The sequence below is a fragment of the Nonomuraea sp. B1E8 genome (assembly GCF_039871515.1).
Classification (GTDB): domain Bacteria; phylum Actinomycetota; class Actinomycetes; order Streptosporangiales; family Streptosporangiaceae; genus Nonomuraea.
The window spans coordinates 62,871-84,598 of record NZ_JBDPLS010000013.1 but is presented as its reverse complement, the minus strand read 5'-3'; the positions used below and the strand labels follow the sequence as shown (position 1 = coordinate 84,598).

Below are 21,728 nucleotides of genomic sequence, written 5' to 3'. Positions count from 1 at the left end.
GTCGTCAGCTTCGTTCGAGGTTCCACACGAGTACCCGGCCGTCCTCCCCTGCCGTGATGGCCACCGTGCGACCGTCCCAATCAGCGACGCGGACGCCGACAACCTCCCTGCCGTGGTGTTCGTCGAACGGCCCATGGACGAGGCGGCGCTCCGCCAGCGACCACACGCACACCCGACCGTCCTCCGAACCGGTCACCGCGACCGGACGGCCGCCCACGACGCCGACATCCATGCAGGAAACAGAGTTCTCCTTCTCCCCTTCGTTCTCCTCGTCGAACTCTGTGTCAAACTCGATCGAATCCTCATCGATCGGCCCTTCCCACTCCCATGCCCCGGTGTCGGGGTCCCCCAGGATCACCCGGTCCCCGCCAGCCGCCACCATCCGGAGGCGGCCGTCCACCGTCGCCAGACCGACGTCCGCCACGGGCAAGGGACAGGGAAACTCTCTGACAACGCTCTGGGTGTCGACGCCCCACACCACCACACTGTCGTCGCAGGAGCCGAAGATCACGACCGGGCGGCCGTTCAGCGTGCCAGCTGCGATCCCGGTGACGGTGTCCCGGTCTCCATAGAGCACGGCTGGTTCGACGTCCGTAGCACCGTTGGTGTCTGTATGTGCCGCATCCCACATGTATGTACGGTCGCTACAGCTGATGAAGAACGGTCGCCCGTTCAGCCGCACTGTCGCTACTTTCCCCGTACCGCCGTGGTTGAGACGCGCATGCACGCGGACAGCTCCGCTGGCCAGATCCCACTGCGCGAAGGACTCCCGGTACTCGGCCCCACCGACCACGATCCGACCGTCCACGACGGCGGCGCAGACTCTAGTGAACAGCCCGGCGTCCTTGTCATTGTTGGTCGGGAGGTGCCCGACCAACGCGCGGAAGTCGTCGGAACGGTACGGCATGTCCAGCCGGTACTGCGTCCATCGGTCCTTGGACGGCTCCCAGACCCACGCTGGCGGCTCGACGGCGCAGACGACGAGGAGACGACCGTCGATGGTGACAAGGTCGAGGTCCCAGAGGCGCCCGGCTGGGAGTTGGCTGGAGAGAATAGGTGCAGTCATGCGCCCGGAGTGTAGGGGCCAGGTCTGACAGACACCGCCAAATGAGGCAGCCTGACCGCGGCGTCGCGCGTTTACCACATGGCGACAGCCTCGATTGTCGGTGATCTGCTGGACGGTCTGCTCTCGCTCGCCGTAGAGCCGTTGGGCGAGCGCGGCCTGGTCCTCGGTGACCGTCGGCCGACGCCCGACGCTTTACCACTTGTGGGTTCGTGATCACTGTCCCGAGTGTCGACAAACGAACGCCGACCCGGTCACCTTCGAGGAACAGGCCGGAACCTCCAGCGGCCGAAGTTCGGCGAACTGCTCACCTACGCGCGGCCCGGCGACACCGTGCACATCTCCGAGATGTTCCGCCTCGTACGCGGCACCCAGCACATCCTCGACGTGCTCGACGTCCTCCACCGAGACCGTCTCGCCCTGCGCATCCACGACGGCGCGGCCAGGGCTACACCCTGCGCGTTAGCGCCGCGCCAGCGATCCACCGCCAGTTCCTCGAACGCTGCCAGCCTCTCGACGGCAGCGCCCAGGGCACCCCTGCGGTTCCGGCACAGCGAAAGGCCCGCCGCGAGTACGAGAACCGCGTCAACACCCTCCCAGCGGCTACAGCCGGACCATGATCGTTCTCACCGATAACCGCTGTACCGATGTTCCAAGGCCGGAGCCGGGGGCCATGGGCGCGAGCGTAGCGAATTCTCCAGCTGTTGATCTTCCTCTCGGGTGCTTTGAGCAGTGACGCCTCAGGCCATGAGACCCAGGGTCCTCGGGCGCTTCCCGGGTCGAGCCGAGATGACGGGAATTCCGGCCGTGGGTGGATTTTGAGCGCTCTGACCTGCTGCAACCTCGTCGAGGGGGTTCGAGTTCCGCCGTACGACTCGGGGCCAGCCCTGCTTCCGAGATGAGCCAATCTTGGATGTGGATTCCAGGCCGTACTTCCGGGATTCCGCACTCCAGGACTCCGAAACTCGCCCGGTCCACTTCCGAGATCACGAACATGATCGACCGTTGGCCGCTTCTGCTCGCATCTCGGCTCGACCCCCTCCGGGGCCGGGCCGCCGGTCCTGTCTATGCTCAAGCCCATGGCACTGGAATGGGAACAGATCATCGTCGACTCCGCCGACCCTGTCGCTCTCGGGCGCTGGTGGGCCGAGGCTCTCGGCTGGGTTGTGGTCGACGAATCTGAGGAGATCATCGAGATCCGGCCTGAGCCGGACCGGATGCCAGGGCTGCTCTTCGTGCCTGTCGCCGAGGGCAAGACGTCGAAGAACCGGCTCCACCCCGATTTCCGCCCCGACGACCAGGAGGCCGAGGTCGCCCGGCTGCTCTCCCTCGGTGCCCGGCGCGTCGACACCGTACAGGACGAGCAGCACTGGGTGACCCTCCTCGACCCGGAGGGCAACGAGTTCTGCGTCCTGGGTGAGCGGAAGCGCTGAGCGGAGGCCGGCAGTTATTCGGGGCCCGAGTCGTAGGGCGGAGCTCGAATCCCCTCGACGACTTTGCAGCAGGTCAGGAGGCGGCGCTGTCGAACAAGACCATCGACTGGGAGTTGATCGCCCGCCACTACGACCAGATGGTCAAGCACGCGACCGCGCTGCGGTTGCGTACCGCCGAGTCGCATCAGATGCTGCGCCGCTTCACCCGTGGCGGCCCCAAGCACCCCACCTACCAGGCGATCGAGGAGCTCGCCGCGTTATCAGAACGATCTACATCTGCGATTACCTCGCGGATGAGGAGCTCACGAGGGAGATCGGCGAGAGGCTGAACGTGGTGGAGAACTTCAACTCCGCCAGCAAGTGTTCTACGGCAAGGCCGGCGACCTGACCGGCGACGACCGGGAGCACGTCGAGGTCTCCGCGCTGGCGCTGCATCTGATCGCCTACCTGAACACGGTGATGATCCAGATCGTGCTGCGGGATGCGGCCTGGCGCAAGCGGCTGAGCCCGGCCGACCGGCGGGGCCTGTCGGCCTTGTTCTGGACCCATCTGAACCTGTACGGGCGCTTCGAGCTCGACATGAACCGCCACCTGGAGTTGGAGGCCGTCGCCGATCCACTGCGGTGAGTGAAGACGCTGGCACACCGGTTGTTCGGCGCGGGCCTGCACTCCTGCGGGGCCATGGTCGCCACGCCGGAGCCTCACTGTCAGCCTCTCGCCATCTCCTCGGTGTGCTCCTTGTCGTGCCCTCCCTCATCCACGAGCGTGCAGGGCCGCACGGGGCTGCCCGCTTTGGCCAGCCAGGCCCCCAGGCTCCAGCTGACCCCCGGATCGTTGCCGAGCCTGAACTCCAGCACCAGGGTCTCTCCGGGCCTCATGAACTTCGGGGAGATCCTGAACGTGTCCTTGGAGATGGCGCGGGTGACGTCCCTGGACCGCCAGTGCTCTGGCCGGTAGAACTCCTTACGTTGCTCCGCGGTCAAGTTCTTGGGGTTAGGCGAGCCGTACATATAGTCCGCGCCGACGAACCGGCCGGACGCGCACCTCTTGTCCCGTGGGCTGTAGGTGACGTCGGCCTTGATGCCCTGGGCGTTCAGCGCGGCCTGCAAGCCTTCGGGATTCTGCAGCTCGTTGATCGTCACGATCAGCGTGCCGTCGGGGTTCTTCGCCACCGCGTAAGCGGGCTCACCGTCCCCGATCACCAGCGGTGCGGCGACAACGGCCACCGCGACGCCGGCCGCGACCAGCAGCCGCGGACCGGTGAAGATCGCCCGGCCGCCCCCGAAGACGCGCCGGCGCGCGGGCGGGCCGTCCATTCCTTCCAGCAGCCGCCGCCGCGCTCCGGCGAGGTCGTCCGGAGTGCCCGGGGGAGTCACCCACATGGTTTTGAGCTCGTCCATCATTCGGCTCCTCGTTCTAGTGCCTGACGAACCCGGGCGCGGGCCCGGTTGAGTCGCGAGCGCACGGTTCCCACAGGGATGGCAAGTGCGTCCGCGACCTCCTGGTAGCTCAGTTCGGCCCAGGCGACGAGCAGCAGCACATCGCGATCGGCTCGGTTGAGTTTCAGCAACGCCCGTGCCAGAGGCCGGTTGGCGGCCAGGGTGCCGACCCCGTCCTCAACCGGTGCGCCGGACACCTCCGCCGGATGCACCCCACTGCGGATGTAGGCGTGGTAGAGGCGCATCTCGGTGCGCCGATGCTTGGCGATCAGGTTGGAGGCGATGCCGTACAGCCATGGGCGAGCGTTGGCGCGGGCCTTGTCGTAATCGCCCCGGCGCTGGAAGGCGGTCAGAAAGGTGTCGGCCACGACGTCCTCGGCCTGGCTGGGACCCAGTCGCCGGACCACGTAGCTATGGAGGTACGGCGCATGCCGGTCGAATAAAACGGCGAAGGTCTCCGGCTCGTTCAGCGACCTCTCGATGAGGGTCGCATCGTCAGCCTTGATGCCGTCGCGTATGGGGTCACGCATGCCGACCCCTTCTTGGCGTATGCCGGTCACACGTACTCTTGTCGCGCCAGGCCGAAATGGTTCACGCCTGTCTTCGGCCCGAACCGATGAAGTGTCCGGGCCATGCCCGCAACGGCGCTGTCGGGCAACAGCGCCTACTCGTCCGCCTCCCCGATGGCATAGTGAAGTCTTCGCCCGGTTCGCCGAGCAGGTGAGGGCGCGGATGGTCGGTACGCGGGTGGCGTCGCGGGACGCGTAGGCGGTCTGGACGCACGGGGTGTGCAGGCGTCGGTGGCTACGACGGCTCGGTCCTCGTAGTGGTCCGGCCCGAACGCACCATCTGCATGCCCTTCCTCGAATGCCTCGCCACCGCTCCTGGTGGCCGGCAGATCCTCCTGGATGACGTGCATCGTCGTGTCCTCTATCACAACACCCGTATGGCCGATCCTCACGAGCCGGCCTCGGCGCAACCGGGCGACCCGGTCCGCCTGGTGCCCGGATCCGGGGTTGAGGAACCGGCGGACAGCCGTTATCGATGAGAACGATCTTGCTAGGGGTGCCACCGGAATACGGCAGAAAGGGGCCGCACGGGACATGATTGCCAGCACCCGGCACTACCGTGCGCCGCGGAGGGAGTTGCCCGTCAGGGCGTCGAAGACGCCTGAGTGAGGCGGGCCGGCAGTCAAGGCCGTAACCCACGGGCGAGGGCCAGAGTGACTGTTACGGACAACGCCGCCATCACCGCCATGGCGGTGGTCGTTGATGCGACCTCCGCAAGCGTACCCGCCAGTGCGGCACCGACGCCCTGCATAGTGAGCATGCCCGAGGAGTGCAGCCCGAGGGCATGTCCGCTCACTTCCTCCGGCGTCAGTGCCATAAGGCGTTCCTGCAGCAACAGGCTCGCCGCATACCCCACCGACGCCGCCGCTACGGCTATCGCCGCCACGGTGATGCCCGGCTCAAGAGCGAAGACCAGATACGGTACGGCCAGCAGGAGGCGTAGCGGAGCCCCGAGGCGCTCCCGCCATGAGGCGGGGATGAACCGTCCGACCAGAATGTCCCCCGCCAGCATCCCCGCTGCCGCGACGGCGAACAGCAACCCTGCGTGCTCCGGCGCGTAGGGGACGAAGAGCGACTCGCAACCGATGATCAACCCGTTGGGCACCCACAGCGCGAGATACACGTAACGACGGGGCACGGACGACCACAACTGCACGTTCGTCCGCCATGTCGCGGCGACCGACGGCCGCCCGGCGCCCCGCGGCGGCCTGTAGCTGAGCCGACACCGGGTGATGACCGCCTCGGCCAGATACAGCCCAGCGGCGACGAGCAGGGCTCCGCGCGCCGACAGCGCGGCCACCAGCACGCCCCCGGCCGCGAACCCGCAGATCTGCAGGACCCCTACCGTCATGTTCATCGTTGACCTGCCGAGCAGATACCCCTCCCGCGGCAGGATCTCGTTGAGCAGCCCCCATCGCACCCCGCCGTTCAGCGAGGAGACCAGTCCGAGCCCCAGCACGACCGCGAACACCCCGGGTATCGGCAGTCCTGGAACGGCCAGCACCGCGGTACCCAGGCTGAAGACCACGGCGATGCCGCTCAGTGTGGACCTCGGCGACAGCCGGTCGGCGGCCGACAGCAGCGCCACCGCTCCGATCACCTGCGTCAAGGAGGGGCCGAACATGCTCAGCGCGGCCAGCAACGGCGACCGCGTCGCCCCGTAAACAAGTACACCCAACGCTAGTCCGCTCACCGTTGAGGCCGCCGCGTGCGCAGATGTCGCCGCGAAGAGGGGCGTGAACTCCGGGGTGCGCAGAAGCTGTCCATAGGTCCGCATGCCGAGAGCCTGAGGGCCGCACGCGCCGGGGCGTTAGAGTTTCGCCGGGAGGCGAAACATGGGGTGGTGGCAGCTCAATGCCGACACGCTGGCAGGCAGCAGATTCGTGGTGTCGCCGCTGGCCGAGGCCACCGCGAGCCTGTGTGCCCTGGCGGCCGGAACGGCCACGTACCCCGCAGCCCAGGATTGGCTCAACGCTCACTTAGCGGCCTACCGCGAGCGACTCGATCCCATCACCGCGCTGCTGGTGCAGGCCGCCCTGGGACGACAGTGGATCGCCGACTTCTGCGTTCCGGCGCCCACCGACGAGCAACGCACCTTCGCTGAGGAACTGGAGATCATCCGCCGGACGCCCTCCGACATCGCACGAGCGGACGTGGCCGTATCCATGCATGGCTCACTTCCCACCGAGCTCGATCGCTCCGATCTCCCTGCACGTATCGCGGATCTGCTGGAGTGGGTATGGACGCAGACCGTGCTGCCCGATTGGCCGCGCCGCCGCCGCGTCATCGAGGCCGACATAGTCTCCCGCACCGCTCAGCTCAGCCAGGGCGGCTGGGCCGCGGCACTACAGGATCTGCGCCCTGGAATGCGCTGGCTCGGAGACGGCCGACTGCAGATCAACGTCCACAGCCGTCCGCCACGGGCCATCAGCCCAAGGGCGCGGCTGCGATTCGTTCCCGTCACCCCCGGCCACGCTGCGTGGGTCACCTGGGACGAGCCCCACACCTACGCCGTGATCTACCCCTGTTCGGGTGTGCTGGCCGAGCCGGATGAGGAACTGGTGCCCCAAGCACTGGGCCGGCTGCTCGGCCCTGCCCGCGCCTCGGTGCTCGTCCTTCTCGCCACCCCGAAGAGCACCACGCAGCTCGTGGCGCTGACCGGGCAGAGTCTGGGGTCGATCGGCCGCCACCTGAAGGTGCTCCTCAACGCCCGCCTCGTGCGCCGCCGCCGGGCCGGACGATCCGTGCTGTACTACCGCACGGAGGCCGGGAACGTTCTCGTACAAGCCCAGGACCAGCAGTAAAGGCAGCGCTCGTCCTCTGACTGGGGGTGCCGCCTCTCTCTGGCGACGACAGGAACGGGCCGCAGGTGGCATAGCTGCTGATCAGCGGCGCGCGAGTGCTACGTAGGCGGTGGAACGGCCGATCTTGAGAGTGCGGGCGGCTTCGGTGACCGAGACGCCGTCGTCGACCAGGCGGCGTAGTGTGGCCAATTCGGCGGGGCCGATGACGCGTGGCCGTCCGGTCTTCTTCTTACCGGGCAGCATGGCGCCGGTGGCTTCACGGCGCTTGGCGGCGGCGATTCCCTCGGCCTGGCGCTCGGCGCGCAGCTCCAGCTCGTATTCTGCGGCTGCGGCCAGGACCGCGAACATGAAACGGCCCTCTTTGGTGGCCAGATCGAAGTTCTCCGTCAGTGACACCACGGTGATGCCGCGGTCGCGGAGCTCGTTGACCGTGGTCAGCACGTGTCCCGCTGAGCGGCCCCAGCGGTCGGATTTCCAGAACTTCAGGGTGTCGCCCGCCTTGGGCAGCGTTAGGAGCGCCTCCCATGCCGGTCGTGCGACACCACGTTTGCCCGATTCCTTCTCCGTGACCAGTTCGTCGTAGCCGCTGGTCGCCAGGGCGTCGAGTTGGAGCTGCGGGTTCTGGTCACGCGTCGAGACTCGTGCGTACGCCCAGACCGTCATCTGCCACCATCCCGGCGGGTCCAGAAACGTGAACTTTCCGGACATCCTAGCGACCAGGCGCGACACCGTCCAGAAACCTCCGTCCAGAAAATATCAGTGCACAGCGCGGAGAGCGACGGGAGGGCTCTTGGCGAACAGGGCGGGCGTTGGCACCCATCCATGCGCTATAAATGTAGCGATACAGATGTAGCGAACGGAGAAGTGGCATGTACGACGTCGTCATCGTGGGAGCCGGTCCCACCGGGCTTATGGCCGCCTGCGAGCTCGCACTGGCGGGCGTTCCATGCACGATCGTGGACAAGCGCGGCAGCGAGTCCAACGTCACGCGGGCCTTTGGTCTGCACGCCCGAGCCCTAGAGCTGCTTGACGCCCGAGGCATGGGCGACGAACTGGTCGCGGGAGGCAACCCGCTCAGGACGGTGTATCCCGCCTACGCCTCAAGGGTCGACTTCGGGCGGCTCGACACGCGGTACCCGATGCTGCTGCTCGTACCCCAGAACGGCACCGAGAAGCTCCTTCAGCAGCGCGCCGCCGAACTCGGCGTACAAACCCGCCGCAACGCCAATGTGGTCGGCCTGACCCAGGACGCCGAATCCGTCCAGCTGAGACTTCAGGACGGAGGCGAGCTGGAGGCCCGGTACGTCATCGGCGCCGACGGCGCCCACAGCACTGTCCGCGACCTGGTCGACGTGGGCTTCGCCGGCGCGGCCTACAGCCTGCCCATGCTGCTGGCCGACGTCCGCATTCCCACCTCCGAGCCGCCGCCCATCACCCAGGTCGGCACGCAGGGCGTGGTGGTGACCCTCCCGTTCGGCGACGGCTGGTTCCGAGTCGGCGCATGGCTGCGCAAAGAACAGAAGAACGCAGACTTCGCCCAGATCCGCGAGGCCTTCTGCCAAATCGCCGGCACCGACTATGACATGAGCGAGCCGCGCTGGTTCTCCCGCTTCACCGCCGAACGCCGCCAGGCCCGCACTTACCGATCGGGGCGGGTCTTCCTGGTCGGGGACGCCGCCCATGTGAACTCGCCCATCGGCGGCCAGGGCATGAACACCGGCATCCAGGACGCCATCAACCTGGGCTGGAAGCTCGCCGCCACTCTGCACGGCTGGGCCCCGGCCTGGCTGCTCGACACCTACCACGCCGAACGGCACCCCATCGGCTCCGCCGTCCTGGCCATGACCGACCACCTCACCGGGCTGGTGCTCAGCGGTTCACAAGTGCGCCTGGGGATCAACCGGCGCATCATGGCGACCCTGCTCCACACCGCTCCCGGCCGCCGCCGCATCCTCGGCAGGCTGTCCGGCCTGGAGTTCGCCTACCCGCCCGGCGAGCCGGACGCCCACCCGCTGGCCGGGCGCCGCGCCACCGACGGCCCGACGGATGCCGGCCGTCTGTATGAGGTGCTGCGCGCCGGCACCTTCGTCCTGCTCTCCGACAGGGGCGTGCCGACCCCCTGGCGTAATCGCGTTCGGCACGCCAGACCCCTTGGTAGCACCAGGCCCGAAGCGACGCTGATCCGCCCGGACGGCTACGTGGCCTGGGCCGGAGATCACACCGGTACCGAAGCGGCTCTGGTGAAATGGTGTGGCCCGGCCGACCACACCGACAGGGAAGGAAACCGTGCCGCCGCCTAACCCACAGCGCCGCGACCACCTAGCAGACGCGGCCATCACGGTGCTGGCCGAGCAGGGGTCACGCGGGCTGACCCACAGAGCCGTCGACACCGCCGCCGCCGTACCGGCCGGCACCACCTCGCGCTACTTCCGCACCCGCGACGCGCTGCTCAACGGCGTCATCGAGCAGATCACCCACCGGCTCGGCGAACGCGTGGACGCCTACACCGTCCGGCCGATCTCGCCAGCCGATCTGGAGGAAGCGCTGGTCGCCGTCCTGACCACGATGCTGACCGACGACCAGCACGATCCGCTGGCCCTGTTCGAGCTGCACCTGGAGAGCACCAGAAACCCCCGTCTGCGGCACACGCTGACTGACGCCCTGCACGGCCGAAGCGATCTCATCATCCGCCAATGCCGCGCCGCCGGAATCGACATCAGCCAGGACGACGCCATGCTCTTGGAGATGAGCGTGCTGGGCATCCTCTTCACCGCTCTCACCACCGGCGTGCCCGAATCCCCAAGCCAGCCAATCCGCACCGCCGTACGGGCCCTCCTGGCCCACCACCAAACGCCGATGGCGACATAGTCCGCTTTGGGGTGCTCGCACGAACCCGATATTCCAGTCGGGCACCCACGTTTGCACCGAGATCACGGCAGGGGTTTAGACGCCGTCCTCGTCCACGACGGCGGAAGACGCGTCCTGGGGCAGCGCCGCCGCTTGCAGCGGCCGCAGGCCCTTGTCCGGGGCCGAGGAAGCGATCGCGTAGCGGCCCAGGCAGTTGAGGTGGGCGTGGCCCAGCGGGGACAGCCGGGCCACGTCCTCGTCCTTGACCGGCACGCCCTGGGTACGCAGCTGATCCACGATCGCCGACAGATACGTCGAATTCCACAACACCACGGCATTGACCACCAGCCCTAACGCCGCTAACTGATCTTCCTGGCCTTCCCGGTAGGCCTGCCGGATCTTCCCGGCGTTGCCGTGGCAGATCTTGCGCGCCAGGCGGTGCCGGGATTCCTGGACCGACAATTGCTTTGCCAGGGCGCGGCGGTACCTGGAATCGATCGGGTCCAGCATGCTGAGCAGGTGCATCGTCTTGTCGATGCGGCCGTACTCGGCGAAGGCCTGCCCCAGCGGGGTCGGGTGGCCCTGGCGGGCGAACATGCGCAGCAGGTCGTAGGCGCGCACCTGGTTGGTCACCAGCGACCCGGCGACCCGCAGTATGTCCGGCCACTGCGTGAGCACCTTCTTGGTGATCACCTTGTTCCGGGCGATCGCCTCCAGCACCCCGTACGCGCTGGTGCTGCCGTCGGGCAGCTCGGCGCGCCAGAACCGCTGGTCGCCCAGATCGGCGGAGCGGGGCGCGAACCGGTAGCCGAGCATGGAGAAGATCCCGAACACCATGTCGCTGGCCTGGTCCGTCGTGACCACCTCGGGCTTCGGCCCAGCGTCCAGATTGATCAGGCAGTCCAAGATGTAGAGCGAATCGCGGGGCGTGCCCGGCACCACCATCTGCCCGATCCCCACCACTTGATCATTGACTGCGTTGAGCCAGGTGATACCACGTTTGTAGCCGTAGTACTTGGGCGAAGGCCCGGCGTTGATGGTCTTGACCGGAACGACGAAGCGCAGCCCGTCCACCGAGGCCAGCAGCCCGCCGCCCCACGCCGCGACGATCGGCACCTTGCCCTGGTGCTCGATCAGGATCGCGTTGGCCGCGGCGTGCGTCTCGCCACGCACATAGTTCTGGTCCACGTGCGAGAGCCGGCCACGGGTCAGCGCCTCATCCCCAGCCTTGATCACCGGCGTCAATCCGACGTTGCACGCCTCGCTGATCAGCAGCGCCACCAACGTCCTGGGCAGGTCGTTCATGCGGGTGGAGATGTCGGCCAGGTGCACGTAGGCGTCCAGGAATCCGGTCCAGGCGTGCACATCCAGCAGCAGCTCGGGCAGGTCGATGCGGGGCAGCATGGCCTGGCAGGCGGCCCGCAGCCACGCCAGGGACTCGCTCTCGCCGAGCGCGCCGAGTTTCTCCACCGACAGCCGGGCCCGCCCGGCCCCGGCCGGAATCACCACCGAGACCAGCGCGTCCTCGCCCGCCTCCTCCAGCCGGGCGGCCATCTGCTTCCAGGCCGCGTCCAGAGCCAGGACCTTGTCGTTTAGATGCTGTTGCACCGGATCGGTGAGCGACAAAGAGGCCAGCACATCCTCGGCGACCGCCTCCCACTGCGCCCCCGGCCAGCAGATGCGCGCGCGGGTCGGCCCAGCGCAGCGACTGCGAGGCGAACACATCCCTGACCGTCAGGGCCCGCATCAGGTGCTCCAGCACGCACACCACGTACGCGTCACGATCCACCGCGCCCTGCGGCAGGTCCGGGTTGGCATACACCGTCCGCTTCCACGACGCGGTCACCAGCGCGGCGTCGATCTCCTTGGGCAGCAGCGGCTTCTTGCGCACCTGCCGCCGCGACAGCTCCGGCAACCGGCGTACCGCGGCCAGCACGCGCCGCCCGCCCGGTGCCGCTGACAGTGCCTTGGAATCGCCCAGCAGTCGCAGGAACTGGCGCACGGTGTTGTACTTCTCGACCAGCGCGGCCCACATCGCCGCCACATCGAGGTCTGCGCCCTCCTGGTCGACCAGATCGAGCTGGTCGACCAGCACGCGGCCGGCCTTGGCCACCAGCTTGGAGGCTCGCTCCAGCCGGGGGCAGCATCCGCAGGCGTTCGTCGGCGGACTTGCGGCGGGCCGGGCTGATCAATCTGGTGGCCATCAGCAGCGCGAACAGATCCAGCGCATCATCGATCGCCTCGGCCTCCAGACTTCGGGTGACCGCCAGCAGGGTCGCCGTCCGGCGCGGCTCGACCAGCCGGTCCAGGGGCGGCGCCTTGCTACCCGCCCCGTACTTGGCCAGCGTCTTCATCCGCCGCACCGGCACCTTCGACACCGCCACCCGGCCCAGCCCGAAGCCGGCCAGGTTGTCCACCCGCTGCAGCGCCCGCACCATCTCCGTGCCGGACGTGCGCTTGGGCGCCTGCCGCAGCTTCTCCAGCTCCGAGACACGCGATCCCTCTGGCACCACCAGCAGGCCAGACAACGCCCCCGGCAGGTCCGGATCGACGCGGCGCACCTGTTTGGCTACCACCGCCACGCCCGGCCGTGCAGAAAGGTCCAGAACGAACGCGTCAGCTGCCGCCCGGTCCAGCTGTCCCGATCGTCGAAGGTGTGGTAGCCGTAGGTGTCCCGGATAACCCACGCGTGGTCGTAGGCCGTTTGGGCTCGAACGGCGTACTTCTTGACCTGCGACGCGTCACCAATGCCCAGTTGCTCGGCCAGGTAGTCCACCACCGGCCAGGGCACCGCCAGCGGATCCTCCAGGAACAACCCCTTGTACCGGACCGTCCCGATCTAGACGGCAATACCTAACCGGTGTGAATCGGCCCTCGACTGGGCGATCAAGTTCCGGTCGAAGTCGTCCAGGAGGAAGGACTTCTCCAGATCCGACAGTGACGGCATCTCGGCGAACGATGCGTAGGCCGCTCTCTGCTCAGCAGACAGGAATTCCGCAGGCCGGTCGTCACGCAGCGCTACATGGCGTCCGGTCGCTTCGACCCGAGCGTCGGGCCTCTATCCTCGGTTCAGGTCGGGAGGATAAGGGTGACAACGAACACAAGCACGCGCCGGAGCCAGCAGGAACGCACCAGGGCGACCACGGGCGCCCTGGTCGCGGCGGCTCGCGAGCTCTTCATCGATGAAGGTTTCACCGCCACCTCCCTGGACGCGATCTGCGCCAGAGCGAAGGTGACGCGCGGCGCCTTTTATCACCACTTCAGCAACAAGGAACACATCTTCCGTGAGGTCTACGCCGCCGACCAGAAGGAGCTTGCCGCGGCCGTCCGGCAGGCGTTCCAAGCCCAGCCAGATCCGTGGGACGGAATGTTCGCGGGCTGCCGCGCCCTGCTGGAAGCGTCCCTGGAACCCGCCGTCCGCCGGATCACCCTGCTGGAGGCGCCGGGCGCGCTCGGCTGGTCCGCCATGCGCGACATCCAGGCGGGATGCAAGGAGCAGATGCGGCGCGGGCTGGCCATCGCGGTCGAGGCCGGGTGCATCTCCGAACGGCCGCTGGATCCCGCCACCTCGCTGCTGTACGGCGGGATCTGCGAAAGCGCCCTGGACATCGCGCGCGCCACGGACCAGCGTGCCGCGCTGGACGACTCGCTGGCGGAGCTCCGCCGGGTGCTCGCCGGCGTCTCCGGCCGTTCGACCGCGGGCTGCGCCCACAAGGAGCCTTCCGGCCCCGCCGTTCCTGGCCTACCTGACCATCGATGACCTCGACTCGGCGAGCACAGCGTCGCGGCTCTCACCGAGGTGTTCAAGATGCCGGGTGGGGCAGCCCGGCTCAGCGGTAGGAGTCGATGAGCCGGGCGAGGTGCCGCGCCGGCTTGTGGCGCTGCAACGCCTGCGGCTTTTACCGCCGGCCCACCCCGGCCAGAGGACACAGCCAGGGCTGGCAGATGCGGATCGACACCAAGCTCTTCAAGCCCGGCCAGACGTCCGTCTGGACGATGAGCGACCACAGCACCAGCACGATCCTCATGAGACGACCTCTCCCTGCTCGGCCCCGGGCAGTGGATCGGCCCAGTCCAGGTGGACGGTTCGGGTGTGCGCATAGCCCACGCGCTCCAGAACATTCCGGGAGGCGTGGTTGACGGCCATGGTGGTGGCCACGGCACGGCGGGCGCCGACGTGTATGAAGGCCAGGGCAAGGGTGGCTTCGGCGGGCTCGGAGGCGTAGCCATGCCCCCAGGGCGCGCGGCACAGGCGGTAGGCAATTGAGACGATCTCGCCCGCGTCGGTGGGGGCGCGGTGGGGGCGCCGCTCAGCGGCCGCCACCGGCGGCGTGTTCCCGGCGGTCGAGGGCGGCCTGCAGCTGGGCGAGCCACTCCAGGCCCCTTCTGCGCCCGTCGGGGAGTTGGTCGTCGCGGTCCCAACGCCAGGAGACCACGAGGGCGAGGCTGAGGATCCGGCAGTCGGCGAGCAGCCCGGAGTCGGCGCCCGGGTAGTGCGCGGCGACGTCCTCCGGAGCATGCGCGAGGTCGAACTCGACGGGTCCGCGGCAGATGGTCTCCAGGTCGATGAAGAGCGGTCCGTCCGCGGTGGCGAGCAGGTTGCCGGGGTGCGGTTCGCCGTGCAGGAGCTGTTGCCGCGTGCCGCGGTCCAGGATCGCGCGGCTGATTCCGTGGAGGGTGTCGGTCAGCAGGGCGCGTTCCGCGGCGCCGAGGTCCGGGCTGACGGCGGGGTCCTCGACCACCCGGAGGGCGTCGGCGACGCGGTCGGTGAAGTGCGGCGCGGCGAGGTTGATGCGGCGCAGGCCGGCGTGCAGCCGGGCCAGGGCATCGGCGTAGGCGGACGGCGGGTGGTTCTCAGGTGCGGCGGTGGACTCGTAGTAGGTCCAGAGGGTGACGGCGAAGCCGTCGCGGACATGGACGCGGGGCTCGGCCCTCGGATCGAGACCCGCCACCGGGCTACCGGTCCCGGCGAGGCGCCGGGCGATCTCGACCTCGAAGTCGAGGCGGTGCGCGAGGGGCGAGACCCGGGCGAGCAGGCCGCTGGGCCGCAGTCGGACGGCGATCCGGTTCGAGTTGTGCAACACAGTGGCGTCGTCGGCGCCCAGACCGTACTCGGCGGCCGTGTCGACGGCCGCGGCCACCGCCCGCGGGATCTCGGTGTCCTTCATGTGTTCGGTGCCTCTCCTGCCGGAGTTGATGTGTGCGGCGTAGGCCCTTGGGCCGGCCGAGCGTCTGACGCGTCGTGACCAGGTCGGCGCGGCCGGACATAGCGGACCCCGAGGCCGTCGTCGTCCCGTGCCGTCAGGGGCCGGTCAAGGAGAGCGCTCACGTCTGGATCACCCCGAGGCAGTGCCGTGCTGCAGCCGTCGCCGCTGAGCCGGTGGCCGGCCGCGGCGAGGGCGGACGCGAGCGCGTCGGCCTGCTCGGGAAGGCGCGCAGCAGCGGGAAGGGGTCGAAGCGGCGGGCGTCGTCGGTGGCGATACTGCCGAGGTCGTCGGGACGCGGTCGCGGATTCGACCGGTGGGCGGCCGGCGTTGCGTCAGCGCCCGCGTGCGGTCGACTGCTTCCTGGAGGAGTGGGAGGGGTCCGCCGGTCACGTCTGTATGCAACACCACCCGGCCGGTTCCGCGCATTCGGTTTGTTGCCGGTGTCGGCGGAGGGCGGACACCAGCCGGTCGCGGATGCCGCTGGCGCAGGTGGCCCGGAAGACGGCGTGCAGTTGTTCCTTGGCCACCCAGCAGGCGAGCACCTGCTCGCCAGGGCCGCCGGCGGTCAGGAAGACCTCCCACATCGCGTGTAGCGGGTGATCCACCCCAGTTCGTTGCCGACCACCGGGACGCCTTCGGGGTGAAGCGGCTGTGCCGGGTGCTGGCGGTGTCTCGATCCGGCTTCTACCGGTGGCTGAAGGCGGCGCCGGCTCGGACGGAGCGTGCCGCGGCCGATGCCGCACTGGCGGAGGAGATCAAGCGGATTCACGGTGAGTTCGACGGCGCCTATGGCAGCCCCCGCGTCACCGCCGAGCTGCGGGGCGGCGGATCAACCGCAAGCGGGTGGCGCGGGTGATGCGCCTGTTCGGTACCGGAGTCCGGCTGCGCAGGAAGGTGCGCACCACCGTGGCCGAGCCGTCGCATCAGAAGGTGCCCGACCTGCTCCGGCGTGACTTCACCGCGCCCGCGCCCGGTCGGCGCTATGTCGGCGACACCACCTACCTGCCACTGGCCGACGGCCGCTTCCTGTATCTGGCGACCGTGCTGGACCTGCACTCACGCCGGCTGATGGGCTGGTCGATCGCCGATCATATGCGCACCGAGCTGGTCACCGACGCGCTACGGGCCGCCGCGGCGACGCACGGCAGCCTGGCCGGGCGATCTTTCACTCCGATCATGGGACGCAATACAGCTCCGCCGAGTTCCCGCCCTGTGCACCCGGCTAGGAGTGAGGCAGTCGATGGGCGCGGTGGGCAGCAGCGCCGGCAACGCCGCGGCCGAGGCGCTCAACGCAACTCTCAAGCGCGAGACCCTGCGGGGCGCCCGGCACTGGCCTGACGCCCACGCCGCCCGCCTGGCCGTCTTCCGATGGATCACCCGCTACAACACCCGCAGGAGACAGATCGTCTTCGCCTCACCCCTGGGCTCGACAAAGGTCACAGACTAGGACCACCGTCTATCGTTGGCCAGCTGGGCGGTGCGTGGGAAGTTTCTTCGGTCGGCCCGCCCCGCAGCAGAAGATCCTACCTGCCGGTCAGGTTATCCGGTGCCACCAGCACCGGGGTCGGCCAGCGTGACCATCGTCTCAAGCAGCGTCGTGTATACAGTGCCGGGTTCAGCGGATTCCTCCCAGCCCGGCTCTTCCCCGGCCGCCGGATTGGTTTCCGCCGCCGGAAAGAACAGCCACCACAGGTTGTGCCAAGGGTCGAGGAACCGGGCGATGCCGTACCCGCCGTAGAAGGGAGACACCGGAGTGACGACGGTCGCACCGCGTTCGACTGCTCTGCGCATCGTCTCCTCGGGGTCGGCGACGTACACCTGGGTTAGGGCTGGGGTGAACAGCCAGCCGGCCTTACGGTCAGCGACCATGAGCAACGAGTTGCCGATTTTGACTTCGGCGTGGATCAGCGTTCCGTCTCCGGCATAGAAGTCAGGGGTGCGGGCTTCCCCCCGCTCATTCGCATCAAAGACAGCGACGAGGAAGTCGATGAAAGGCGCGGCTCCGTCAACGACAACGAATCCGTTAACGGTGTTCTCACCCCGCGGTTCGGGATCTTGCTTAGTCATCTCCATGCCGCGAGGCTAGAGATAATTGCGGTCAGTTTCCTGCCGCGATAGCGGCCCAAGGACGCCCTGCCAGGTCCAGCTCGTTGGCTTGGACCGTCTCTGTAGCGGGCCAGCTTGGCCCGGTCCGGACCGCTGCCGGTGTCCAGGCCGGCCCAGCGCCCCCTCACCCTGCGGAGCACACTCATTGTCCCACCGCAAGCCCAAGAGCGCTGCTTTTTCTCAAACAGCGTACGTCCCCGTCGAACAAGACGATTCCGTCGACGTCGCATCGGGCGCGAGAGCGGACGGCGGGCGTATGGGCGACGAATGTCGCCCGCATCAACGATCTTGTCGTGCAGGGCGACGACGAGATCCCGCTCGGCGGCTGCGACCGATCGTGGGTTCGTCAGCTGCGCCAGGTTCGGGTTGGACCAGTCCAGGCCTGGGGTCGGTGCTCTGAGAGTGTCGCCGAAGGGCGGAACTCGCCAAAGCATTTCCATAAACTATGAATATAAAGATGCTATGCTTCGAGCATGAGTCGTCAAGGCGCGTCCGCCGCCATCGGGGCTGCCCTCTACGGCCTGGCCACCAGGGCCGCGAGACGCCTGCCCCGGGACATGAGCCTGACGTCCGCCGCCACCCTGGCCACCCTGGACCGGACCGGCCCGCGGCGCATCACCGATCTGGCCGCGGTCGAGGGCGTCACCCAGCCCGCGATGACCGCCCTGGTCCGGGTGATGGAGGAGTCCGGCCTGGTCGAGCGGCGGGGCGACGCGTCCGACAAGCGGGTCACGCTGGTGTGCCTGACCGAGGCCGGCGCCTCCTATGTCCGGACGCGGCGCCAGGCGGGCGTCCACGCGTTCGAGCGGTTGATCGGCAAGCTCACCGGCGACGAGGTCGAGGCGCTGGTGGCGGCCCTTCCGGCGCTGAAGCATCTGGCAGAGCTCGAAAGCCAGGACCGCGAAGGGCCGAAGCAGTGACCGGGCAGCCGGTCGGCGGGGTCGCGGATAAGGCGTTCCCGGTGGCGCGTTCCGAGGCGCGGCTGCTGGTCCCCGCCCTGCTGTTCATCGCTCTGGTCGTGGCGGCGGTCGCCAGCCTCGGGACGCCGCTCATCACCAGCGTGGCGACCTCGTTCCACGTCTCGCTCGGCAGCGCGCAGTGGACGCTGACCGTCGCGCTGCTCAGCGGCGCCGTCGCCACGCCGGTCCTGGGCCGGCTCGGAGCCGGCCCGCACCGGCGGGCCACGATCCTCGCCACGCTGGCGGTCGTCGTCGCCGGCAGCGCGCTCACCGTGCTGCCGCTGCCGTTCGCGTGCCTGCTGGCCGGCAGGGCGGCCCAGGGCGTCGGGCTCGGGCTGACGGCGCTGATGATGGGCGTGGCCCGGGACCACCTCCCCGAGAAGCGCAGCGCGGCCGTGATCGCCCTGATCTCGGTGGTCTCGATCATCGGGGCCGGCGTCGGCTACCCGCTGGCCGCACTGCTCGCCGAGCTGGGCGGGGTACGGGCCGCCTACGGCCTCGGCCTGGTCGTCACCGCCGCCGCCCTCCTGACCGCGTGGCGCTCCATGCCCGAAGCCCCCGAAGGCCGCTCCGCCCACGTGGACGTGGCAGGCGCGGTCGTCCTGGCCGCTGCGCTGCTCCTGGTGCTGTTCCTCGCCGGCGAACGGAATCTATGGAGCCGGCACCTCGCCGTGGCGGCGGGCCTCGCCGTCGTCGCGGTGGTGCTGCTCTGCGTCTGGGCCGTCATCGAGCTGCGCAGCACGACGCCCCTGGTCGATGTGCGGGCGGTGCGGCACCCGGCGGTCGCCGGGGCGAACCTCGCCATGTTCGTCGGCGGGATCGGCATGTACCTCCTGCTCACGCTCATCACCCGGTACGCGCAGACGCCGCACGGCGCCGGCTACGGCTTCGGGCTGACGACCTTCGTCGCCGGGCTGGTCCTCATCCCGTTCTCGGTGCTGGGGTTCGTCGCCGGCAAGCTCACGCCGCGGGTCCGGACGCGGATCGCCGACCCCCTGCTCCTGGCCGGCAGCGCCGTCGTGGTCGGCGGCGGGTTCGCCCTGTTCGCGGCGGCCCGGTCTGACCTGGCCGAACTGTTCACGGCGATGGGCGTGCTCGGCTTCGGCGTCGGCGGCTTCTCGGCCGCGATGCCCGGCGTCATCCTGGCCGTCACCCCCAAGAGCGAGACGTCGAGCGCCATGAGCTTCAACTACGTCGTCCGCAGCGTCGGGTACTCCCTGGGCAGCGCCATCGGCGGCCTGACCCTCGCCGCGGGCACCGGCCCTGGCCACCTCTTCCCTGACGACAGCGCCTACACCACCGCCGCGCTCGTCGGCATCGGCGTCATGGCGTTCACGACGCTGACAAGCCTCGCTCTCGCCCGCCGACGCTCGTCCGAGACCAACCCGTAAGTCAGCGCGATCAGGTCGCGCCGGTAGTGGTTGGTGTAGGAGGCGCGCAACGTGGTCTGCACCGTGGTCCGGTAGGCGGGCCCCTCGGTTTTGAACTCGTGCACCTTGACCTGCTTGGCGACGTGCTCGATGCATCAGGCGTGATGCCCTCTGTGCCTCCAGCGGGGGCGCTCCGGCTCCGGGATGATCACCGTGTGTGGCGTAGGACCGTAGGTGGCTGAGGTGGAAGCCTGATCATCGCGCCCGCCATCGACCCGGGACAAGCCGAGCAGACCAGGGCCACGGGTACCAGATCGTTCGACCGGTAGGGCGCTCCATCTGGTACCCGTGGCCCTGACCCGCTTCCCCTTCGGGCGGGTCGACGGCAGATGGGATGATCAGGCAGGTGGGGTGCGCGTTGCGCGGGAAACACTAGGTCACGGGCTGATCGCCGGGCCATTAGCGGGCCATTTAGAGGGGTGACCCACGGTCACTCACGACCGGCCTTCTGCCCAGCTCAGCGCTCCTGTGGGCCGTGATCGATGCAGTTCCTCAGCTGATGTTGATCACGACCTTGCCGCGGCTGTGCCCGCTGCCGACGTCGCGCTGCGCCTCCGCTGCGTCGTCGAGGGTGTATTTCGCTCTGATGTGCACGGAGATCTGGCCCTTCTCGTGGTAGGAGAGCATCTCGGTGAGACCTTCGGCGCTGCGGACACCGGTCCAGTCGCGGATGCCGAGGGCGGCGATCTCGTCGGAGAAGACCATGGTCACCACGCGTTCGGGGTCGTGGGCGACTTCGAGTGCCGCGCGGAGCCCGTCGACCTCGGAACCAAGAGCGGCGTCGATGCCGTTCGGGACGATGGCGCGAAGCCGTTCCACGAGCCCGGGCCCGTAGGCGACCGGGACCGCCCCAAGGGATCTCAGGTAGTCATGGTTGGCCTGGCTGGCGGTGCCGATCACGGTGCTCGCCCCCATCGCCTTCGCGAGCTGGACCGCCATCGTCCCCAGCCCGCCGGACGCGCCGTTGATCAGGACGACGTCGCCGTTGGTCACGCGCATCTGATTGAGGGCGTTGCGGGCGCCCTGTGCGGCCCCGGAGAACCCGCCGGCAATCTTCCACGGCATGTCGGTCGGCTTCGGCGCGATCTGGTCGTACGGTACCGCGATCCATTCCGCGTAGCCGCCGGGAGTGCTGAACCCGAGGACGGCGTCGCCGACCGAAAATCCCGTGACGCCCGCACCGACCCGGTCGATCGTGCCGGCGAACTCGTTACCCGGCACGATCGGGAAGTCGCCCACGAGCGCGCGGGGGAAGCGTCCCTCGCGCACGCCGCAGTCGAAGGGCTGTACCCCGGCCACCTTGACCTGGACACGTACCTGCCCTGCTTGAGCATCGGGCTCGTCCAGCTCGACGGTGCGCAGCACCTCTGGGGGGCCGAACGAGGACAAGGCGGCGGCTTTCACGGGTGTCTCCTTCTGTCGACCTTCACTCGGATTGCTGGGCGCCGCCTGCGGGAGGCGCCCATCTCATGGCGAACAGCTCGTATCCAGGCGGCTGACCGGGCACCGGCCCTGCGGGAACGGCCCTGAGGCCATCGAGCGCGATGGCGATGACGCGTTCTCTTGCGTTCCGGGCGGCGTCGTCCAGTTCGGTCCGCCCCTGCCGTTGCAGCTGTTCCTGAAGCGGGGACTTGGAGAGTTGCTCGATGAGCAGCTCGAGGTCGACCGGGGTCAGTCCGGCGCGGAGCACTTTGGCCCGGTGTGCGCGCTCGACGAGTCGGGCCACTGCGCGGTCGCCCTGCTCGGCCAGGTCGGTCATCTCGTCGGTGGGCTCGAAGGTGCCGGCCACGGGCGCCAGCGAACCGGGGCCCGAGCGGATTGACGCCATCGCGTAGTGCATCAGGCCCTCCCACGGATCGTCCATGGCCAAG

The 21,728-nt window shown here is 68.7% G+C and carries 23 protein-coding genes and 2 pseudogenes; 11 read left to right on the top strand and 14 right to left on the bottom strand.

The window, feature by feature from the left end:
- Positions 1–4: 4 nt before the first annotated feature.
- Positions 5–1,066 (bottom strand): WD40 repeat domain-containing protein, encoded by a 1,062-nt coding sequence (locus ABGA98_RS35105; RefSeq protein WP_347622729.1) that lies wholly within the window; start codon positions 1,064–1,066, stop codon positions 5–7.
- A gap of 213 nt (positions 1,067–1,279) precedes the next feature.
- The gene (locus ABGA98_RS35100; RefSeq protein ID WP_347622728.1) at positions 1,280–1,495 is read right to left on the bottom strand and encodes a hypothetical protein; all 216 of its coding nucleotides are present in this window, start codon (positions 1,493–1,495) and stop codon (positions 1,280–1,282) included.
- A gap of 647 nt (positions 1,496–2,142) precedes the next feature.
- On the opposite strand from ABGA98_RS35100, the gene ABGA98_RS35095 reads away from it, so the two are divergent.
- From ABGA98_RS35095 to ABGA98_RS35085, 3 genes are all read left to right on the top strand, one after another.
- Entirely contained in the window at positions 2,143–2,496 is a 354-nt protein-coding gene (locus ABGA98_RS35095) for a VOC family protein (RefSeq protein ID WP_347622727.1), read from the top strand.
- A gap of 137 nt (positions 2,497–2,633) precedes the next feature.
- Positions 2,634–2,825: a Tn3 family transposase gene (locus ABGA98_RS35090; protein ID WP_347622882.1), complete on the top strand. Its 192-nt coding sequence runs from the start codon at positions 2,634–2,636 to the stop codon at positions 2,823–2,825.
- A gap of 31 nt (positions 2,826–2,856) precedes the next feature.
- Positions 2,857–3,123 carry a Tn3 family transposase gene (locus ABGA98_RS35085; protein ID WP_347622726.1) on the top strand — a complete coding sequence of 89 codons (267 nt, stop codon included), beginning with the start codon at positions 2,857–2,859 and terminating at the stop codon, positions 3,121–3,123.
- A gap of 80 nt (positions 3,124–3,203) precedes the next feature.
- On the opposite strand, the gene ABGA98_RS35080 is transcribed toward ABGA98_RS35085, so the two are convergent.
- Both ABGA98_RS35080 and ABGA98_RS35075 read right to left on the bottom strand, forming a co-directional pair.
- Positions 3,204–3,896, bottom strand: coding sequence for a hypothetical protein (locus tag ABGA98_RS35080; protein ID WP_347622725.1), 693 nt, complete (start codon positions 3,894–3,896; stop codon positions 3,204–3,206).
- Entirely contained in the window at positions 3,896–4,465 is a 570-nt protein-coding gene (locus ABGA98_RS35075; RefSeq protein WP_347622724.1) for an RNA polymerase sigma factor, read from the bottom strand. Before ABGA98_RS35075 ends, ABGA98_RS35080 begins: the two co-directional genes overlap by 1 nt.
- A 323-nt stretch (positions 4,466–4,788) precedes the next feature.
- Here ABGA98_RS35075 and ABGA98_RS35070 point away from each other — a divergent pair, with 323 nt between their 5' ends.
- Positions 4,789–4,983 (top strand): hypothetical protein, encoded by a 195-nt coding sequence (locus ABGA98_RS35070; protein WP_347622723.1) that lies wholly within the window; start codon positions 4,789–4,791, stop codon positions 4,981–4,983.
- A gap of 143 nt (positions 4,984–5,126) precedes the next feature.
- Here the strand turns inward: ABGA98_RS35070 and ABGA98_RS35065 are convergent, their stop codons facing one another.
- Complete coding sequence (locus tag ABGA98_RS35065) at positions 5,127–6,182, bottom strand: MFS transporter (protein ID WP_347622722.1); 1,056 nt, start codon at positions 6,180–6,182, stop codon at positions 5,127–5,129.
- 157 nt (positions 6,183–6,339) lie between these two features.
- Between ABGA98_RS35065 and ABGA98_RS35060 the strand changes: the two genes are divergently transcribed.
- Positions 6,340–7,308 carry a DUF5937 family protein gene (locus ABGA98_RS35060; protein WP_347622721.1) on the top strand — a complete coding sequence of 323 codons (969 nt, stop codon included), beginning with the start codon at positions 6,340–6,342 and terminating at the stop codon, positions 7,306–7,308.
- Positions 7,309–7,389: 81 nt separating this feature from the next.
- Here ABGA98_RS35060 and ABGA98_RS35055 read toward each other — a convergent pair whose 3' ends face one another.
- The gene (locus ABGA98_RS35055; protein WP_347622720.1) at positions 7,390–8,016 is read right to left on the bottom strand and encodes a recombinase family protein; all 627 of its coding nucleotides are present in this window, start codon (positions 8,014–8,016) and stop codon (positions 7,390–7,392) included.
- Positions 8,017–8,177: 161 nt separating this feature from the next.
- On the opposite strand from ABGA98_RS35055, the gene ABGA98_RS35050 reads away from it, so the two are divergent.
- Both ABGA98_RS35050 and ABGA98_RS35045 read left to right on the top strand, forming a co-directional pair.
- Entirely contained in the window at positions 8,178–9,608 is a 1,431-nt protein-coding gene (locus tag ABGA98_RS35050; RefSeq protein ID WP_347622719.1) for an FAD-dependent monooxygenase, read from the top strand.
- On the top strand, positions 9,595–10,176 hold the full coding sequence (locus tag ABGA98_RS35045) for a TetR family transcriptional regulator (protein WP_347622718.1): 582 nt from the start codon (positions 9,595–9,597) through the stop codon (positions 10,174–10,176). The genes ABGA98_RS35050 and ABGA98_RS35045 overlap by 14 nt, the downstream gene beginning before the upstream one ends.
- A gap of 75 nt (positions 10,177–10,251) precedes the next feature.
- Here ABGA98_RS35045 and ABGA98_RS35040 read toward each other — a convergent pair.
- Positions 10,252–13,102: pseudogene (locus ABGA98_RS35040) on the bottom strand (Tn3 family transposase).
- A gap of 141 nt (positions 13,103–13,243) precedes the next feature.
- On the opposite strand from ABGA98_RS35040, the gene ABGA98_RS35035 reads away from it, so the two are divergent.
- Positions 13,244–13,915: a TetR/AcrR family transcriptional regulator gene (locus ABGA98_RS35035; RefSeq protein WP_347622717.1), complete on the top strand. Its 672-nt coding sequence runs from the start codon at positions 13,244–13,246 to the stop codon at positions 13,913–13,915.
- 139 nt (positions 13,916–14,054) lie between these two features.
- Here the strand turns inward: ABGA98_RS35035 and ABGA98_RS35030 are convergent, their stop codons facing one another.
- From ABGA98_RS35030 to ABGA98_RS35015, 4 genes are all read right to left on the bottom strand, one after another.
- Complete coding sequence (locus ABGA98_RS35030) at positions 14,055–14,183, bottom strand: hypothetical protein (protein ID WP_347622716.1); 129 nt, start codon at positions 14,181–14,183, stop codon at positions 14,055–14,057.
- Complete coding sequence (locus ABGA98_RS35025) at positions 14,180–14,479, bottom strand: GNAT family N-acetyltransferase (RefSeq protein ID WP_347622715.1); 300 nt, start codon at positions 14,477–14,479, stop codon at positions 14,180–14,182. The genes ABGA98_RS35030 and ABGA98_RS35025 overlap by 4 nt, the downstream gene beginning before the upstream one ends.
- The gene (locus ABGA98_RS35020; RefSeq protein WP_347622714.1) at positions 14,466–15,323 is read right to left on the bottom strand and encodes an aminoglycoside phosphotransferase family protein; all 858 of its coding nucleotides are present in this window, start codon (positions 15,321–15,323) and stop codon (positions 14,466–14,468) included. The genes ABGA98_RS35025 and ABGA98_RS35020 overlap by 14 nt, the downstream gene beginning before the upstream one ends.
- A 425-nt stretch (positions 15,324–15,748) precedes the next feature.
- A complete protein-coding gene (locus ABGA98_RS35015) occupies positions 15,749–15,967 on the bottom strand; it encodes a hypothetical protein (protein ID WP_347622888.1) in 219 nt (72 codons plus the stop codon).
- Positions 15,968–15,969: 2 nt separating this feature from the next.
- Here ABGA98_RS35015 and ABGA98_RS35010 point away from each other — a divergent pair.
- Positions 15,970–16,761 (top strand): annotated as a pseudogene (locus tag ABGA98_RS35010) (IS3 family transposase); the annotation flags it as partial.
- Positions 16,762–16,901: 140 nt separating this feature from the next.
- Here the strand turns inward: ABGA98_RS35010 and ABGA98_RS35005 are convergent.
- Entirely contained in the window at positions 16,902–17,435 is a 534-nt protein-coding gene (locus ABGA98_RS35005; RefSeq protein WP_347622713.1) for a VOC family protein, read from the bottom strand.
- Between the two features lie 506 nt (positions 17,436–17,941).
- Here ABGA98_RS35005 and ABGA98_RS35000 point away from each other — a divergent pair.
- A complete protein-coding gene (locus tag ABGA98_RS35000) occupies positions 17,942–18,388 on the top strand; it encodes a MarR family transcriptional regulator (protein ID WP_347622712.1) in 447 nt (148 codons plus the stop codon).
- Positions 18,385–19,818 carry an MFS transporter gene (locus ABGA98_RS34995; RefSeq protein WP_347622711.1) on the top strand — a complete coding sequence of 478 codons (1,434 nt, stop codon included), beginning with the start codon at positions 18,385–18,387 and terminating at the stop codon, positions 19,816–19,818. The genes ABGA98_RS35000 and ABGA98_RS34995 overlap by 4 nt, the downstream gene beginning before the upstream one ends.
- Before the next feature lie 531 nt (positions 19,819–20,349).
- On the opposite strand, the gene ABGA98_RS34990 is transcribed toward ABGA98_RS34995, so the two are convergent.
- Positions 20,350–21,261 (bottom strand): NADP-dependent oxidoreductase, encoded by a 912-nt coding sequence (locus ABGA98_RS34990; RefSeq protein ID WP_347622710.1) that lies wholly within the window; start codon positions 21,259–21,261, stop codon positions 20,350–20,352.
- A gap of 22 nt (positions 21,262–21,283) precedes the next feature.
- Positions 21,284–21,721 carry a hypothetical protein gene (locus tag ABGA98_RS34985; protein WP_347622709.1) on the bottom strand — a complete coding sequence of 146 codons (438 nt, stop codon included), beginning with the start codon at positions 21,719–21,721 and terminating at the stop codon, positions 21,284–21,286.
- Positions 21,722–21,728 lie beyond the last annotated feature (7 nt).

Excerpts from the sequence above, each read along its gene's own strand:
- ABGA98_RS35105 (WP_347622729.1), bottom strand. The coding sequence starts at position 1,066 with ATGACTGCACCTATTCTCTCCAGCCAACTCCCAGCCGGGCGCCTCTGG.
- ABGA98_RS35095 (WP_347622727.1), top strand. The coding sequence starts at position 2,143 with ATGGCACTGGAATGGGAACAGATCATCGTCGACTCCGCCGACCCTGTC.
- ABGA98_RS35090 (WP_347622882.1), top strand. The coding sequence starts at position 2,634 with ATGGTCAAGCACGCGACCGCGCTGCGGTTGCGTACCGCCGAGTCGCAT.
- ABGA98_RS35080 (WP_347622725.1), bottom strand. The coding sequence starts at position 3,896 with ATGGACGAGCTCAAAACCATGTGGGTGACTCCCCCGGGCACTCCGGAC.
- ABGA98_RS35075 (WP_347622724.1), bottom strand. The coding sequence starts at position 4,465 with ATGCGTGACCCCATACGCGACGGCATCAAGGCTGACGATGCGACCCTC.
- ABGA98_RS35070 (WP_347622723.1), top strand. The coding sequence starts at position 4,789 with ATGCCCTTCCTCGAATGCCTCGCCACCGCTCCTGGTGGCCGGCAGATC.
- ABGA98_RS35060 (WP_347622721.1), top strand. The coding sequence starts at position 6,340 with ATGGGGTGGTGGCAGCTCAATGCCGACACGCTGGCAGGCAGCAGATTC.
- ABGA98_RS35055 (WP_347622720.1), bottom strand. The coding sequence starts at position 8,016 with ATGTCCGGAAAGTTCACGTTTCTGGACCCGCCGGGATGGTGGCAGATG.
- ABGA98_RS35050 (WP_347622719.1), top strand. The coding sequence starts at position 8,178 with ATGTACGACGTCGTCATCGTGGGAGCCGGTCCCACCGGGCTTATGGCC.
- ABGA98_RS35030 (WP_347622716.1), bottom strand. The coding sequence starts at position 14,183 with ATGAGGATCGTGCTGGTGCTGTGGTCGCTCATCGTCCAGACGGACGTC.
- ABGA98_RS35020 (WP_347622714.1), bottom strand. The coding sequence starts at position 15,323 with ATGAAGGACACCGAGATCCCGCGGGCGGTGGCCGCGGCCGTCGACACG.
- ABGA98_RS35005 (WP_347622713.1), bottom strand. The coding sequence starts at position 17,435 with ATGGAGATGACTAAGCAAGATCCCGAACCGCGGGGTGAGAACACCGTT.
- ABGA98_RS35000 (WP_347622712.1), top strand. The coding sequence starts at position 17,942 with ATGAGTCGTCAAGGCGCGTCCGCCGCCATCGGGGCTGCCCTCTACGGC.
- ABGA98_RS34985 (WP_347622709.1), bottom strand. The coding sequence starts at position 21,721 with ATGGACGATCCGTGGGAGGGCCTGATGCACTACGCGATGGCGTCAATC.